This is a genomic window from Streptomyces sp. NPDC055815 (assembly GCF_053616475.1).
Map to the genome: position 1 here is coordinate 1 of NZ_JBSHDU010000129.1, position 15,350 is coordinate 15,350.

At 73.8% G+C, this 15,350-nt stretch carries 16 protein-coding genes, 1 pseudogene and 1 riboswitch; of the genes and pseudogenes, 7 read left to right on the top strand and 10 right to left on the bottom strand.

The annotated features are described in order from the left end of the window. Positions 1-159: 159 nt before the first annotated feature. Both ACWGN5_RS40325 and ACWGN5_RS40330 read right to left on the bottom strand, forming a co-directional pair. Complete coding sequence (locus ACWGN5_RS40325) at positions 160-897, bottom strand: isocitrate lyase/PEP mutase family protein (RefSeq protein WP_453523544.1); 738 nt, start codon at positions 895-897, stop codon at positions 160-162. Beyond that, positions 894-1,394 carry a carboxymuconolactone decarboxylase family protein gene (locus ACWGN5_RS40330; protein ID WP_453523547.1) on the bottom strand — a complete coding sequence of 167 codons (501 nt, stop codon included), beginning with the start codon at positions 1,392-1,394 and terminating at the stop codon, positions 894-896. The genes ACWGN5_RS40325 and ACWGN5_RS40330 overlap by 4 nt, the downstream gene beginning before the upstream one ends. 47 nt (positions 1,395-1,441) lie before the next feature. Here ACWGN5_RS40330 and pdxR point away from each other — a divergent pair, with 47 nt between their 5' ends. After that, positions 1,442-2,854: a MocR-like pyridoxine biosynthesis transcription factor PdxR gene (pdxR, locus tag ACWGN5_RS40335; RefSeq protein ID WP_453523549.1), complete on the top strand. Its 1,413-nt coding sequence runs from the start codon at positions 1,442-1,444 to the stop codon at positions 2,852-2,854. A gap of 12 nt (positions 2,855-2,866) precedes the next feature. Here pdxR and ACWGN5_RS40340 read toward each other — a convergent pair whose 3' ends face one another. Then, complete coding sequence (locus ACWGN5_RS40340) at positions 2,867-3,712, bottom strand: hypothetical protein (RefSeq protein ID WP_453523582.1); 846 nt, start codon at positions 3,710-3,712, stop codon at positions 2,867-2,869. Positions 3,713-3,879: 167 nt separating this feature from the next. Here ACWGN5_RS40340 and ACWGN5_RS40345 point away from each other — a divergent pair, with 167 nt between their 5' ends. Beyond that, positions 3,880-4,179, top strand: a complete 300-nt coding sequence (locus ACWGN5_RS40345; protein ID WP_453523552.1) for a hypothetical protein — start codon at positions 3,880-3,882, stop codon at positions 4,177-4,179. A gap of 15 nt (positions 4,180-4,194) precedes the next feature. Beyond that, on the top strand, positions 4,195-5,379 hold the full coding sequence (locus ACWGN5_RS40350) for a glutathionylspermidine synthase family protein (RefSeq protein ID WP_453523556.1): 1,185 nt from the start codon (positions 4,195-4,197) through the stop codon (positions 5,377-5,379). A 6-nt stretch (positions 5,380-5,385) separates the two neighbouring features. Here ACWGN5_RS40350 and ACWGN5_RS40355 read toward each other — a convergent pair whose 3' ends face one another. The 3 genes from ACWGN5_RS40355 to rocD form a co-directional block, all read right to left on the bottom strand. Next, entirely contained in the window at positions 5,386-5,778 is a 393-nt protein-coding gene (locus tag ACWGN5_RS40355; RefSeq protein WP_453523559.1) for a DNA-binding protein, read from the bottom strand. Then, positions 5,778-6,038, bottom strand: a complete 261-nt coding sequence (locus tag ACWGN5_RS40360; RefSeq protein ID WP_453523561.1) for a hypothetical protein — start codon at positions 6,036-6,038, stop codon at positions 5,778-5,780. The genes ACWGN5_RS40355 and ACWGN5_RS40360 overlap by 1 nt, the downstream gene beginning before the upstream one ends. 79 nt (positions 6,039-6,117) lie before the next feature. Continuing rightward, positions 6,118-7,323 (bottom strand): ornithine--oxo-acid transaminase, encoded by a 1,206-nt coding sequence (rocD, locus tag ACWGN5_RS40365; protein ID WP_453523564.1) that lies wholly within the window; start codon positions 7,321-7,323, stop codon positions 6,118-6,120. Positions 7,324-7,446: 123 nt separating this feature from the next. Further along, a riboswitch (ZMP/ZTP riboswitch) is annotated at positions 7,447-7,537 on the top strand. A 64-nt stretch (positions 7,538-7,601) separates the two neighbouring features. On the opposite strand from rocD, the gene ACWGN5_RS40370 reads away from it, so the two are divergent. Then, positions 7,602-8,870 carry a serine hydroxymethyltransferase gene (locus ACWGN5_RS40370; RefSeq protein WP_453523567.1) on the top strand — a complete coding sequence of 423 codons (1,269 nt, stop codon included), beginning with the start codon at positions 7,602-7,604 and terminating at the stop codon, positions 8,868-8,870. A gap of 123 nt (positions 8,871-8,993) precedes the next feature. Here the strand turns inward: ACWGN5_RS40370 and ACWGN5_RS40375 are convergent, their stop codons facing one another. Beyond that, positions 8,994-9,824, bottom strand: a complete 831-nt coding sequence (locus tag ACWGN5_RS40375; RefSeq protein WP_453523585.1) for a hypothetical protein — start codon at positions 9,822-9,824, stop codon at positions 8,994-8,996. A 109-nt stretch (positions 9,825-9,933) separates the two neighbouring features. Next, positions 9,934-10,539, bottom strand: a complete 606-nt coding sequence (locus tag ACWGN5_RS40380; RefSeq protein WP_453523569.1) for an RNA polymerase sigma factor — start codon at positions 10,537-10,539, stop codon at positions 9,934-9,936. A 56-nt stretch (positions 10,540-10,595) separates the two neighbouring features. On the opposite strand from ACWGN5_RS40380, the gene trpS reads away from it, so the two are divergent. Beyond that, entirely contained in the window at positions 10,596-11,609 is a 1,014-nt protein-coding gene (gene trpS, locus ACWGN5_RS40385) for a tryptophan--tRNA ligase (protein WP_453523572.1), read from the top strand. Between the two features lie 92 nt (positions 11,610-11,701). Next, a complete protein-coding gene (locus tag ACWGN5_RS40390) occupies positions 11,702-12,292 on the top strand; it encodes a 2'-5' RNA ligase family protein (protein WP_453523574.1) in 591 nt (196 codons plus the stop codon). A 56-nt stretch (positions 12,293-12,348) separates the two neighbouring features. On the opposite strand, the gene ACWGN5_RS40395 is transcribed toward ACWGN5_RS40390, so the two are convergent. Together ACWGN5_RS40395 and ACWGN5_RS40400 are read right to left on the bottom strand one after the other, a co-directional pair. After that, positions 12,349-13,104: a decaprenylphospho-beta-D-erythro-pentofuranosid-2-ulose 2-reductase gene (locus ACWGN5_RS40395; RefSeq protein WP_453523577.1), complete on the bottom strand. Its 756-nt coding sequence runs from the start codon at positions 13,102-13,104 to the stop codon at positions 12,349-12,351. Positions 13,105-13,120: 16 nt separating this feature from the next. Beyond that, positions 13,121-14,497 carry an FAD-binding protein gene (locus ACWGN5_RS40400; RefSeq protein WP_453523580.1) on the bottom strand — a complete coding sequence of 459 codons (1,377 nt, stop codon included), beginning with the start codon at positions 14,495-14,497 and terminating at the stop codon, positions 13,121-13,123. A gap of 170 nt (positions 14,498-14,667) precedes the next feature. Between ACWGN5_RS40400 and ACWGN5_RS40405 the strand changes: the two are divergent. Then, positions 14,668-15,350 (top strand): annotated as a pseudogene (locus ACWGN5_RS40405) (hypothetical protein); the annotation flags it as partial.

Sequence of the window (15,350 nt, forward strand, 5' to 3'; positions counted from 1 at the left end):
GTGCGGGTCAGGGCGCGGAACGCGGAGGCGCCGCTGGGCGCGCCGTCCCGTGTGCCCACCCGTCCCGCCCCAGCGGGACGATTGCCCACACGGCGGTGGGCCCGGGCGCCGCCCAGCGTGGGTGCGGGTCGCGCGTGGTGGGGCGGCGCCCAGCCTGGCTCAGAGGCTGCCCGTCTCCCGGAGGGTTTTCGCCAGGGAGTGGATCTCCGTCAGCGTCCGTACCAGCAGCCCCTCCCCGAACGTGATCCGCGTCGCCCCCAACCGCCCCAGCTCCGTGAAGCTCGGCCCGCCCGGGACGGACAGCGCGTTGACGGGCAGGTCGTCGCCGAGCGCCGCGCGCAGGGCCGGCAGGTCGGACGGCGGCGCCGCGATCGGGTAGACGCAGTCCGCGCCGGCGGCCGCGTAGAGCCGGGCCCTGGCGACCGCGTCCGCGAGGGGGTCCGGTGACCGGCGGATGTACACGTCCACCCGCGCGTTGACGAAGAGCGAGGGACCCGCCTCGGCCCGTACCTCCGCCAGCCACTCCGCCTGCGCCTCCGGGTCCTTCAGCGCCCGGTCGGGACCGCTGTCCTCCAGGTTGACGCCGACGGCACCGGACTCCCGTACGCGCTCGACCAGTTCGGCCGCCGGAAGGCCGTACCCGCCCTCCAGGTCCGCCGTGACGGGTACGGAGACCGAGCGGACGATGCGTGCCACCGCCGCGAACATCTCCGACGGCGGCGTCGCCCCGTCCTCGTACCCGAGCGAGGCCGCGATCCCCGCGCTCGGCGTGGCGAGCGCCAGGTACCCGGCCGCCTCGAAGGCGCGGGCGCTGGCCGCGTCCCACGGGCCGGGCAGCACCAGCGGGTCGTCCGCGGGCCGCTCGCGGTGGAGGGCCCGCAGCTCCGACGCGGTCACGCGGGCTTGGGGGTGTAGTGGCCGGGCGTCATCCGGGTGGTGACGCCGATCCGGTTCCAGGCGTTGATCGTGACGATCGCGGCGATGACCCGGGCGAGTTCGGTCTCGTCGAAGTGCGCGGCGGCCCGCGCGTACACCTCGTCGGGCACGAAGCCGTCGGTGAGGACGGTGACGGCCTCGGTCAGCGCGAGCGCCGCGAGCTCCCGCTCGGTGTAGAAGTGCCGGGACTCCTCCCAGGCGGAGAGCTGCACGATCCGCTCGACGCTCTCGCCCTCCGCCAGCGCGTCCTTGCTGTGCATGTCGACGCAGAACGCACAGCGGTTGATCTGCGAGGCCCGGAGCTTGATCAGGTGGTACAGCGTCGGGTCGATGTCCTTCGCGGCCGCCGTCTCCAGCCGGACCATCGCCCGGTAGAACTCGGGGAGGCGCTCGGGGAGGGACATCCGGGGCGCGTGCTCGTGGGCGTACACGGTCTGCTCGGTCTCTGCCGTCGTCATGCCGTCCACCGTACGGAGCCGATGGCTCAGCTGTATGGTCCATTCCCATGGCGAACGACTGGGCCACTTTCGGGGCCGATCTCCATCTGGAACTCCGCGGCACCCGGCTCCGCGCGGGCCTCATGGACGCCCTCCGGGAGGCGGTCCGCAGCGGACGGCTTGAGGCCGGCACCCGGCTGCCGTCCTCCCGTCAGCTCGCCGCCGACCTCGGCATGGCCCGCAACACCGTCGCCGACGCGTACGCCGAGCTGGTCGCCGAGGGCTGGCTCACCGCCCGGCAGGGCTCCGGGACGCGCGTCGCCCGCCGGACCGCGCCCCGTACGCCGGCGCAGCCGTCGTCCCCGCAGGCAGGCGCACACCGGGCCCGGCCCGCCGCGCCCGCGCACAACCTGAGGTCCGGCACCCCCGACCTCGCCTCCTTCCCGCGCGCCGACTGGCTCAAGGCCTACCGTCGGGCGCTCACCGACGCCCCGAACGAGGCCTTCGGGTACGGCGATCCGCGCGGCAGGCCCGAACTGCGCGCCGCGCTCGCCGAGTACCTCGCCCGCGCCCGCGGCGTGCACGCCCGGCCCGGACGGATCGTGATCTGCGCGGGCTTCGTGCACGGCCTGACGCTGATCGGCCAGGTGCTGCGGGCCCGGGGCGTACGGGACGTGGCGGTCGAGTCGTACGGCCTCGGGCTCCACGACGAGCTCCTCAGGAGGGCCGGACTCGGCACCCCCGTCCTCGGCTTCGACGAACGCGGCACGAGGACCGAGGAGTTGGCGGGGCTCGACGGGTGCGGGGCGGTCCTGATGACGGCCGCCCACCAGTACCCGCTGGGCGGCGCCCTGCCCCCGGACCGGCGGGCGGCGGTCGTCGACTGGGCGCGGGCCTCCGGCGGCCTCGTCCTGGAGGACGACTACGACGGCGAGTTCCGCTACGACCGGCAGCCCGTCGGAGCCCTGCAGGGCCTCGACCCCGAGCGCGTCGTCTACTTCGGCACCGCGAGCAAGTCCCTCGCGCCCGGCCTCCGCCTCGCCTGGATGGTCCTCCCGGAGGGCCTGGCGGTGGAGGTGGCGGCGGCGAAGGGGGCCGTGGACTGGTCGTCGAGCGCGCCGGACCAGCTGGCGTTCGCCGAGTTCCTGCGCTCGGGGGCGTACGACCGGCACGTACGGGCGATGCGGCTGCGCTACCGGCGGCGCCGCGACCAGCTGGTGGCGGCCGTCGCCGCGCACTCCCCGGAGACCCGGGTCAGCGGCATCGCGGCCGGCCTGCACGCCGTCCTGGCCCTCCCGCCCGGCACCGAGCAGGCCACCCTGCGGGCCGCCGCCTGGCGCGGCCTCGCCGCCCAGGGCGTCAACGAGTTCCGCCGCCCCACCGTGCCGGCCACCCTCGACGGCCTGGTCGTCGGCTACGCCACGCCCCCGGACAGCGGCTGGCAGGGCGCCCTGCAGGCCCTGTGCGGGGTGCTCCCCTGACGGCCTGAACCGTCAGGAGGGGGCGGTGGGCTCGGCGGCCGGTTGCGGCTCGGGGGCCGGGGCCTCGCCGAAGCGGGCCAGGGTCAGGGAGCCCGCCACCGCCACCGCGAAGCCGGTGATCGCCAGCCAGCCCAGTCCGTCCCGGGTGGTGTCCCCGAGCCAGATCACCCCGACGATCGCCGGGCCGATCGTTTCTCCGAGCACCGCGCCCGCCGTCGCCGTGGTCACCGAGCCGCGTTGGAACGCCGAGGTCAGCAGCAGGAACGCGGCCCCGCCGCCGACGAGGAGCGCGTACCAGACGGGGTCCGTGAGGTCGATGCCCTCGATCAGCCGGACCGCCACCTCCACCACCCCGAAGCCGACCCCCGCCCCGAGCCCGAGGACGAGTGCCCGGGACCGCGCCGGCAGCCGGCCCGCCGCCACGCCGAGCAGCAGGACCCCGAAGGAGATCCCGAGGAGCACCCAGTCCAGCGCCTCCGAGCCCTCCCGGTGGCCCTCCTTGCCCGAGGCGAAGGCCAGCATCGCGAGCCCCAGGCAGACCACGGCCACGGCCACCCACTCCACCCGGCTCAGCCGCACCCGCAGCACCCGGGAGGCGATGACCGCCGTGACCGCCAGACTCGCGGCGAGCGCCGCGCCCACCACATAGATCGGGAGCGTCCGCAGCGCGACGATCTGCAGGACGAAGCCCAGACCGTCCGCCCCGAGACCGGCGAGATAGCGCCACTGCCGCAGCGCCCGCCACATCAGCGCGACGTCGACGCCGCTGCCCGTCCCCGGCTCGGCGGCCCGCGCCGCCATCGCCTGGAGGACCGAGGCGGCGCCGAAGCAGACGGACGAGGCGAGCGCACAAATCATCCCGAGAAGCACAAAGCGACTCTAGGGCCTGCCCGGCGATTCCCCGCGGGTCCCACCCGCCCGGCATGGCAGGCCCTCGGGGGGGTGGGCCGGAAAACACCGGCCTACACTGTGCCGTCGCGAGGCGCGCGGGACGCGTTCGCGACGGCGAAGGGGAGGCGACGGACATGCGCAGGCTGAGGTCGAGCACGGTGGTGCTCGGCGGGATGGGTGTGCTCGCGGCGACGATCACCGCGTGCGGCTCGGAGCCGGACAAGCGGTGCGTGGACCCGCTGACCCGGGAGGAACTGCCCAGCTACGAGTGTCAGAGCGGCGGCGGCAGCGACGACGACGACAACGGCTCCACCCACCGCGGCACGTACTACTACGGCGGTTCCGTCCGCGACCGCAAGGTGAGCGGCGGCAGCTTCGACAAGACCGCCGTGGACACCGGCGGCTTCGGCTGCTCCGGCACCGGCGGCGGCTGAGGCGGGCCCGGCACCATGAAGCGCCACACCATCGAGCCCCGGCCCGGCTGGCAGGAGACGGTCGAGGAGCAGGGACTCGTCTACCCGCTGACCCGCTACCCGGACGGTTCGCTGCTCCCGTACTGGGACGAGAGCGCGTACTACTCCTTCTCGCTGCCCGAGGTCGAGGCCCTGGAGGAGGTCGTCGAGGAGCTGCACGCGCTGTGCCTGGCGGCGGCCGCGCACATCGTCGAGGAGAACCGGTTCGCCGAGCTCGGGATCACCGACCCGAAGCTGGCGGGCCTGGTCGCCGAGTCCTGGCGGCGCCGCGCCGAACTCCCCTCCCTGTACGGCCGCTTCGACCTGCGCTACGACGGCACGGGCCCGGCCAAGATGCTGGAGTACAACGCCGACACCCCGACCTCCCTCGTGGAGGCCGCGAGCCCGCAGTGGTTCTGGATGGAGGAACGGTTCCCCGGGGCCGACCAGTGGAACTCCCTCCACGAGCGGCTCGTCGACGCCTGGAAGCGCCAGGCCCACCTGCTGCCGCCCGGCCCCCTCCACTTCGTCCACTCGGACGGCGACGAGCTCGGCGAGGACCTGATGACGGTCGCGTATCTGCGCGAGACCGCCCAGCAGGCCGGACTGGACACCGAGGCGCTCTCCGTCGAGCGGATCGGCTGGGACCGGCTCTCGCGCCGCTTCGTCGACGACCGGCTCCGCTTCATCCGCAGCTGCTTCAAGCTCTACCCCTGGGAGTGGCTGACCACCGACCGCTTCGGCCGGCACGTCCTGGACACCCTCGACAACGGCGGCGGCACCGGCACCACCTGCTGGATCGAACCCGCCTGGAAGATGCTGCTCTCCAACAAGGCGCTCCTCGCGATCCTGTGGGAGCTGAACCCGGGCCACCCCAACCTGCTGCCCGCCTACCTCGACGGGCCGCGCGAGCTCGCCTCGACGACCGGCTGGGTCGCCAAGCCGCTGCTCGGCCGCGAGGGAGCGGGCGTCACACTGCACGAGGCCGGTTCGGAGCCCTTCGTACGGGACGGGGAGGCCTGCTGCTACCAGGAGCTGGCCCCGCTGCCCGACTTCGACGGCAACCGGGTGGTGCTCGGCGCGTGGGTCGTCGAGGACGAGGCGGCGGGGCTCGGCATCCGGGAGTCGGCGGGGCTCGTCACCGACGAGTACGCCCGCTTCCTCCCGCACGTGATCCTGTAGGACCCGTCAGATCTTCACCACGGTGACGGCCGGGCCGCAGAGCAGGGTCAGATCCTCCGGATGCGAGGTCAGGACGGTGACCGGGCCCGCCGCTCGGCGCGCGACCGCCGCCAGGACGGCATCGATCGCGTACTTGTGGCCGTGCAGACCGTGCTCCCGCAGGAGCACGGCGGCCTCGTCGCTCACGGACCGGGTGACGTCATGCACGTCGACGCGGGACAGGACCCATTGGATGCGCGCCGGGTGGACCCGCTCGTAGTCCGCCTCCAGGCGGGTCATTGCGGTGGTGGCGACCTGGACGCCGTTTTCGGTCGCGACCTGCACGCGTACCACGACACGCCGGTCCTTGAGGTAGAGCTTCGAGAGCCCTTCACTGTCCAGCAGCAGTGTCCCTGCCATCAGGCGGCAGCCTTGCGGGCGTCGTCCGCGCCCGGCGTGTGATGGCGCAGCTCGTCACGGGCCGCCTTGAGCTCCTCCTCGGTCAGCGGGTCGTTGTCGATCTCGAAGTCGGCCACGATCTCCCGTTGCCGTTCCATGGCAACTCGATGCTCCAGCGCCTCCGCGACGTACGCGGAGAAGCCGCCCGCCCCGACCCGGCTGCGCACGCTCTCGGCGAGCTCCTCGGGCAGGCTGATCGAGTACTTCTTGCTACCGCTCATGCATCCGATCGTACTGTCGATGCCCCCCTCGCGGACGGTTTTCAGCCGCACCACCAGGGGAGCCCGGCGTTCCCGACGCTCAGTCCGACAGAACCCCCCTCAACTGCTCCAGACCCCAGTCCAGATCCTCCTTCGAGATCACCAGCGGCGGAGCGATCCGGATCGTCGAACCGTGTGTGTCCTTCACCAGGACCCCACGCTCCATCAGCCGCTCCGAGATCTGCCGGCCCGTCCCCTTCGAAGGCACGATGTCGACACCCGCCCACAGCCCGCGGCCGCGCACCGCCTCCACCGCGCCGCCGCCCACGAGCAGCCCCAGCTCCGCGTGGAGGTGCTCGCCCAGCTCCGCCGCCCGCTCCTGGAACTCGCCCGTCCGCAGCATCGCGATCACCTCCAGGGCCACCGCGCACGCCAGCGGGTTCCCCCCGAACGTCGACCCGTGCTCACCCGGCCGGAACACCCCGAGCACGTCACGGTCGGCCACCACCGCCGACACCGGCACCACCCCGCCGCCCAGCGCCTTCCCCAGGATGTACACGTCCGGCACCACGCCCTCGTGCTCGCACGCGAACGTCCGGCCCGTCCGGCCCAGACCCGACTGGATCTCGTCCGCCATGAACAGCACGTTCCGCCGGCGCGTCAGCTCCCGCACCCCCGCCAGATAACCGGCCGGCGGAACCAGGACCCCCGCCTCGCCCTGGATCGGCTCGATCAGCACCGCCACCGTGTGCGCGGTGACCGCCGCCTCCATCGCCGTCAGGTCCCCGTACGGCACGATCTCGAACCCCGGCGTGTACGGCCCGAAGTGGTCCCGCGCCTCGTGGTCCGTCGAGAAGCTCACGATCGTCGTCGTCCGGCCGTGGAAGTTGTTCGCCGCCACCACGATCTTCGCGTGCCCGTCCGGCACGCCCTTCACCTCGTACCCCCACTTCCGGGCGGTCTTCACGGCCGTCTCGACCGCCTCCGCCCCCGTGTTCATCGGCAGCACCGCCTCCTTCCCGCACAGCTCCGCCAGCTGCGTGCAGAAGTCCGCGAACCGGTCGTGGTGGAAGGCGCGCGAAGTCAGCGTCACCCGCTCCAGCTGCGCCTTCGCCGCGTCGATCAGACGCCGGTTGCCGTGCCCGAAGTTGAGCGCCGAGTACCCGGCGAGCATGTCGAGATAGCGACGGCCCTCGACATCGGTCATCCAGGCGCCGTCCGCCGAGGCGACGACGACCGGAAGGGGGTGGTAGTTGTGAGCGCTGTGCGCGTCCGCGGAAGCGATCGCGTCTTCTGTCCTCGACACGGGATCTCCGTTCGTCCTGCGGCTCGGGGGGTGGCTCGTCCCCAGGGGGCTGTGGCCCCTTTCTTATCGTCGCTCGGATGCCGGACAGGGAAACCTCGGCGACGGCGCGCCAGCTACCCTGGAAACACGCACGGCGACTGGCGTACGGGGAAGCGACCCCGGGGGAGCCGCGCGCGCTCCACCACACGAGGTGCCGCTCGCCTGGGCATCACGGGCCCCTGGTCCCGTGCGCACCTCCGCCCCGGGACCGTTCCGCCGAACGCCCGGAGGACACCACCATGACCACCCCGCAGCAGCACCCCGCGCTCGCCGCCGCCGACCCCGAGCTCGCCGCCCTCGTCGGCGCCGAGGAACGGCTCCAGGCCGAGACCCTGCGCCTCATCCCCAGCGAGAACTACGTCTCCGCCGCCGTCCTCGAAGCCTCCGGCACCGTCCTCCAGAACAAGTACAGCGAGGGCTACCCCGGCCGCCGCTACTACGAGGGCCAGCAGAACATCGACCAGGTCGAGACCCTCGCCATCGAGCGCGCCAAGGCCCTCTTCGGCGTCGACCACGCCAACGTCCAGCCCTACTCCGGCTCCCCGGCCAACCTCGCCGTCTACCTCGCCTTCGCGCAGCCCGGCGACACCGTCATGGGCATGGCCCTGCCCATGGGCGGCCACCTCACCCACGGCTGGGGCGTCTCCGCCACCGGCACCTGGTTCCAGGGCGTGCAGTACGGCGTACGCAAGGACAACGGGCTCATCGACTTCGACCAGGTCCGCGAGCTCGCCCTCAAGGAACGGCCGAAGGTCATCTTCTGCGGCGGCACCGCGCTGCCCCGCACCATCGACTTCGCCGCCTTCGGCGAGATCGCCCGCGAGTCCGGCGCCGTCCTCGTCGCCGACGTCGCCCACATCGCCGGCCTGATCGCGGGCGGCGCCCACCCGTCCCCCGTCGGGCACGTCGACGTCATCTCCACGACCACCCACAAGACCCTCCGCGGCCCGCGCGGCGCCATGCTCCTGTCCACCGAGGAGCACGCCAAGGCCCTCGACAAGGCCGTCTTCCCCGGCCTCCAGGGCGGCCCCCACAACCAGACCACCGCCGCCATCGCCGTCGCCCTCCGCGAGGCCTCCCAGCCCTCCTTCCGCGACTACGCCCACGCCGTCGTCGCCAACGCCAAGGCCCTCGCCGAGGCGCTCCTCGCCCGCGGCTTCGACCTGGTCTCCGGCGGCACCGACAACCATCTGATCCTGATCGACCTCACCCCCAAGCAGGTCCCCGGCAAGATCGCCGCGAAGGCCCTCGACCGGGCCGGGATCGTCGTCAACTACAACACCGTCCCCTACGACCCGCGGAAGCCCTTCGACCCCTCCGGCATCCGCATCGGCACCCCCTCCCTCACCTCCCGCGGCCTCACCACGGACCACATGGGCCAGGTCGCCGAGTGGATCGACCGCGCCGTCACCGCCGCCGGCACGGGCGACGAGGACACCCTCCACACCGTCCGCGCCGAGGTCGCCGACCTCATGGCCTCCTACCCGGCCCCGGGCCTCCCGGTCTAGCCACCGTCGACCCGGTCGACCGGTCGACCGGTCGACCGGTCGGTCCGGTCGGCCCGGTCGGCCAGGTCGGCCCGGTCAGCCCGTCGGCCCGGAGGCCCGTCAGCCCGACCGATCGGCGGCCCGTCAGCCCGCCGTCCCCGCGACGCGCAGGGCCTCCGCCCGGTCCGGTATGCCCTCCAGCCGGAGGGTGAGGGCCCCCGCGCTCCTGGTCCACAGGAGCGTGGGGCCCGCCGGGCGCACCGCATGGGTCCACACCGAACCGTCCCCCGACTCCAGCGGGAACGTCAGCCGGTGCGGGCGGGCGAACCAGTACGCCGGCGTGCCGTCCGGCAGCGTCACCCCCTCCGGCTGCACCGGCACCTGCTTGACGAAGCCCAGCTCCAGCCGCGCCGGGAACTCGTCGAGCCGCACCGTCCGCTCCCCGTCGCGCCAGCAAAGGCTGATCACCGCCCGGCCCCGCTCCGCCGCCCCCGTCACCGCGACCGCGTCGGGCGCTCCGAGGGCGCCGGGTATCAGCGGCTCGAAGCCCGCCCTGCGCCCGGCCTCCGCCAGGGCCACCGGCTCGGGGCACCCCGGCACCGTCCCGCCCGGCGGCATCCGGCCGCCCTCGGGGTCGTACCGCACGGAGACCCCGCCGAAGCCGAACCAGTCCGCCACCGCCGCCCGCACGGGAGGCGTCAGCACCAGCACGATCAGCACCCCGGTGAGCCCCGCCACGAGGGCCCGCCACCGCTCCCGCACCCACCGCCCGATCCGGCGCGGTACGGGCACGGGCGCCGGGGCCGGCGTCGGCACCCGCTCGGCGAGGAGCCGGGCGAGGACCCGCTCGGCCATCGTCTCGCCGTCCACGTCCGGCACCCGCAACCGCCGCCCCAGCCCACGCAGCTCCTCCGGCAGCCGCTCGCCGGGCCCACGCTCCGAACCCGGCAGCCGCCCGCCCGCCACACGCCTCAGCTCGCCCGGCACCCACTCGCCCACCGCGTCCGCCGGCCCGTCCGGCAGCCGCTCGCCCACCGCGTCCCGCGGCCAGTCCGGCAGTCCCTCATCCGGCCGTCGCCGTTCCTCACCCACGCCCCTCACCTCCCTCCGACTCCGGCTCCTCCGTCACCAGCACCCGTCCCAGTTTTCTCAGCGCCCGGCTCAGGCGGGACTTCACCGTGCCCCTCGGCCAGCCCAGCGCCAGGGCCGTCTCCGTCTCGTCGAGCTCCAGGAGGTACCGGTGGACCACCACCTGACGGTGTTCCTCCGCCAGACCGTCCAGCGCCTCCCACAGCCGCCGGCTCCGCTCCCGCTCCTCGGCCGCGACCGCCGGGTCCGCCGACTCCGGTATCCGCGGCTCCCCGCTCAGCAGATCCGCCTCCCGCCCCGCGACGGCACGCTGCCGACCCGCCGAGCGCACTGTGTTCCTGGTCTCATTGACGACGATCCGCAGCAGCCAGGGACGGAACGCCGCACCCTCCTTGAAACTCCCCAGCGACCGGTACGCCTTGAAGAAGGCCTGCTGCACCACGTCCTCGGCCTCCGCGCCCGCACCGCACGCCACGGCCGCCCTCAGCGCCACCGCCGTGTGCGCGCGGACCAGCTCCGCGTACGCCTCCGGCTCCCCGGCGCGCACACGGGCGATCACCGCGGCCTCGTCCTCGACCAGGCCCCCCTCCCGCGTCCTCACACCTTTGATACACCGGCAGTCGGGGATCGGTTCCCACACCTGAGAGAATGATGTGCATGGCCTCTGACAGTCCCCGTGTGCTCTCCGGAATCCAGCCCACCGCAGGCTCGTTCCACCTCGGCAACTACCTCGGCGCCGTCCGCCAGTGGGTCGCCCTGCAGGAGACGCACGACGCCTTCTACATGGTCGTCGACCTGCACGCGATCACGGTCCCGCAGGACCCCGCCGAGCTGCGCGCCAACACCCGGCTCGCCGCCGCCCAGCTGCTCGCCGCCGGTCTCGACCCCGAGCGCTGCACCCTCTTCATCCAGAGCCACGTCCCCGAGCACGCCCAGCTCGGCTGGGTCATGAACTGCCTCACCGGCTTCGGCGAGGCCTCCCGCATGACCCAGTTCAAGGACAAGTCCGCGAAGCAGGGCGCCGACCGCGCCACCGTCGGCCTCTTCACCTACCCGATCCTCCAGGTCGCGGACATCCTGCTCTACCAGGCCAACGAGGTCCCGGTCGGCGAGGACCAGCGCCAGCACATCGAGCTGACCCGCGACCTCGCGGAGCGCTTCAACGGCCGCTTCGGCGAGACGTTCACGGTCCCGAAGCCGTACATCCTCAAGGAGACGGCGAAGATCTTCGACCTCCAGGACCCGACGATCAAGATGAGCAAGTCGGCGTCCTCGCCGAAGGGTCTGATCAACCTCCTGGACGACCCGAAGGCCACCGCCAAGAAGGTCAAGAGCGCCGTCACCGACACCGACACGGTGATCCGCTTCGACCCGGAGAACAAGGCCGGCGTCTCCAACCTGCTCAGCATCATGTCCACGCTCACCGCCACCTCCATCGAGGACCTGGAGAAGAGCTACGAGGGCAAGATGTACGGCGCGCTGAAGACGGATCTCGCCGAGGTCATGGTGGACTTCGTCACGCCGTTCCGGGCCCGCACGCAGGAATACCTGGACGACCCGGAGACGCTGGACTCGGTCCTGGCCAAGGGAGCGGAGAAGGCCCGCGCGGTCGCCGCGGAGACGCTGGCGCAGACGTACGAGCGCATGGGCTTCCTGCCCGCCAAGCACTGAGTCCGAGGACCCTGGCCCAAAGGGTGGTGCCTGCCGCACACTGGCGGCTGGCACCACCCGACACAAGTCGACCGACAACGGAGGAGAACGACGTGGGGACCGTAACGCTCGGCGTTTCGATCGCGGTCCCGGAGCCCTACGGCAGCCTGCTCCAGGAGCGGCGCGCCGGCTTCGGGGACCCTGCCGCGTACGGCATCCCCACGCACGTCACGCTGGTCCCGCCGACCGAGGTGCCCGAGGAGCGGCTGCCGGAGATCGAGGCGCACCTCGCGGGTGTCGCCGCCGACCACCAGCCGTTCCCGGTGCGCCTCGAAGGGACCGGGACCTTCCGTCCGCTGTCCCCGGTCGTCTTCGTGAAGCTCGCGGAGGGCGTGCCCTTCTGCAACGCCCTCCAGCACCGGATCCGCGACGAAGCCGGCCCCCTCGCGCGCGAGCTGCAGTTCCCGTACCACCCGCACGTCACCGTCGCGCACGGCATCTCCGAGGAGGGGATGGACCGGGCGTTCGAGGAGCTCGCCGGGTACGAGGCGGCCTGGACGTGCCGCTCCTTCGCGCTGTACGAGCAGGGACCGGACGGGGTCTGGCGGAGGCTGTACGACTACGAGTTCGGCAGCGGCCGCCCGATCTCGGCGGTCCCGGCGCAGGGCGGCAGCCCGGTGGACACGCCCGCGCCGACCGCGTAGGGCGGCAGCCCGGTGGACACGCCCGCGCCGACCGCGTAGGGGCCGAGAGCCGTACGTCACACCGGCAGCCGCCGGAACAGCGGCCTCGGCACGTGCCGTACCGCCGCCATCACCATCCGCAGCGACCCCGGCACCCACACCGTCTCCGAGCGGCGCCGCAGTCCCAGCTCGATCGCGCCCGCGACGGCCTCCGGGGTCGTCGCGAGGGGGGCCTCCGCGAGCCCGGCCGTCATCTTCGAGCGTACGAACCCGGGCCGTACGACCATGACGTGCACGCCCGTGCCGTGCAGCGCGTCCCCGAGGCCCTGGGCGAAGGCGTCGAGCCCCGCCTTCGACGAGCCGTAGATGAAGTTGGCGCGGCGGGCCCGCTCGCCCGCCACCGAGGAGAGCACCACCAGGGAGCCGTGCCCCTGCGCCTGGAGCGCGCCCGCGCACACGAGTCCGGCCGAGACGGCGCCCGTGTAGTTGGTCTGCGCGACCCGGACGGCGGCGACCGGGTCGGACTCGTCCCGCGCCTGGTCGCCGAGGACGCCGAAGGCGAGCAGCACCATGTCGATGTCGCCCTCCGTGAAGATCTTCCCGAGCCGCTCCTCGTGCGAATCGGTGTCGAGCGCGTCGAACGGCACCGTGCGCACGTCCGCGCCGAGCGCCCGCAGCGAGTCGGCGGCGGCCGTGAGCGCGGGGGAGGGGCGGCCGGCCAGCCAGACCGTACGGGTGCGGCGCGCGATCAGCCGGCGGGCGGTGGCGAGCCCGATCTCGGAGGTGCCGCCGAGGACGAGCAGGGACTGCGGGGCACCGAAGGCGTCCTTCACGGGAACTCCTGGAGAGCTAGAGACGGAGACGGCGGGCCAGGTCCGAGGTGAGGACCGACCGGGGGTCGAGCGCGGCGCGCAGCGCCCGGAACTCGTCGAGCCGCGGGTACATCGCGGCCAGGGTCTCCGGCCGGACCCGGGAGTCCTTGGCGAGGTAGACCCGTCCCCCGGAGCCCACGACCTCCTCGTCGAGCGCGTCGAGGAAGCGGCCGAGCCCGGGGAGGGCGGTGGGGAGGTCGAGGGCGAGGGTCCAGCCGGGCAGGGGGAACGACAACCAGCCGGGGTCGCCCTCGCCGAACCGCTTCAGGACGGCGAGGAAGGACGGACAGCCGCGGTCCGCGATCCGTCGCACGATCCGGCGGAGGGTGTCCTCCTGCCCGTACGGGACGACGAACTGGTACTGGACGAAACCGCCGGGCCCGTAGATCCGGTTCCAGTGCGGGACGCCGTCGAGGGGGTGGAAGAAGGCCGGAAGCGACTGGAGGCGGCCGGTCGCGGCGCGGGAGGCCTTGCGGAACCAGAGCTCGTTGAACAGCCCGACGGTGGTGCGGCCGAGGAGTCCGCCGGGGACGTACGGCGGCGGGGCGGGCAGCCGGCCCGGCCGGAAGGCGAGCGGATCCCGGCGGGCCCGGTGGCGGCGGGGGAGTGTGTCGTACGGGGCGTGGTCGCCGCGCGTCAGGACGGCGCGGCCGGTGGCGGCGCCGCGGGCGAGCAGGTCGATCCAGGCGACGGAGTAGCGGTACGCGTGGTCGGTGGCCGTGAGCCGGGCCATCAGCTCGTCGAGGTCCGGGACGCGTTCGGTGTCCACGCGCATGAGGGAGGTCTCGACGGGGAGCAGCCGCAGGGTGGCGGAGAGGATCACACCGGTCAGGCCCATGCCGCCGGTGGTGGCGTCGAAGAGCGGGGTCCCCGGCAGCACGGTCCTGATCTCGCCGTCGGCGGTGAGGAGTTCGAGGGCGGTCACGTGACGGCCGAACGAACCCGAGACGTGGTGGTTCTTGCCGTGGATGTCGGCGCCGATCGCGCCGCCGACGGTCACGTACCGGGTGCCGGGGGTGACCGGGACGAACCAGCCGAGCGGCAGCAGGGCCTCCATCAGCCGGTGCAGGCTCACGCCGGCCTCGCAGACGACGAGCCCGGCGGTGGTGTCGACGGCGAGGATCCGGTCGAGGCCGGTCATGTCGAGGACGGTGCCGCCGGCGTTCTGCGCGGCGTCGCCGTACGCGCGTCCGAGGCCCCGTGCGACGGCCCCGCGGCGCCCGCAGGCCCGGAGGGCCTCCGCGACCTCGGCGTGCCCGCGGGGCCGCTGCACGCGCGCGAGGGTGGGGGCGGTGCGGCCCCAGCCGGTGATCGCTTCGCAGTCGTCGTCCAGGACGTGGGTCTCGACAGCCATGAGGGTGACCGTATAGCCGTGGTTGTGCCTTATGCCGGTATTGCATGCCGGTTCGTCGAAATGGGTGATTAAAGGAGTGTCAGGAAAGAGACCTCGTGCCCTCGCGCGCGGCCCGAGCGAAAGTCACGTTGACCGACTCGAACGGCGAGGCCCGACAGGGGGCACCACGGATGCGCGACGCACAACGGGCCGAACCGAAACACCCACCCGGGCCGGCACCCGGCGCGCCCCCGACGCATGCCACCGCCCACCCCGACGCGGCGCGCCCGTCCCCGGCGGGGCGGCCCGGCGCGCCGGGAAGCGAGGCCGGGGAGCGGCCCGACGGGGCCTCGACCGAGGCTCGGCCTCGGGGCGCGGGCCGGGCCGAACGGCGGGCGGGGGCCGCGCCCACGCGGCCGGGCGGCGCAGCCGCGGCCGACTCCCCGGACGGGCCGACGCGTGCCGCCACCGACCACCCCGGCGCGGAGCGCCCGTCCCCGGCCGGGCCGCCCGACGAACCGGGGAGCAGCGCTGCGGAGCCGACCGGCAGGGCGGGCGCCCCGAGGCCCGGCATCGCCGAGCGGACCGGTCGCGCGGGTGACACCCCGGCCGCGCCGGCCCCCGAGCCGCGGGCCCTGGCGGGCGACGCCCGGGTCGTGCCGTTCGCAGGACCGCTCTTCCCCACCGGCGACGTCCCGCCCGCGCCGCCCGCCGAGCCGCTGGCCCTCGCGGGCGATGTCCCGGTCGTGCCGGCCGCCGGACCGCTGGCCCTCGCGGGTGACGCGCCGCCGGCCGCTGAGCCGCTGGCCCTCGCGGGCGACGCCCGGGTCGTGCCGTTCGCAGGACCGCTCGTCCCCACCGGCGACGTCCCGCC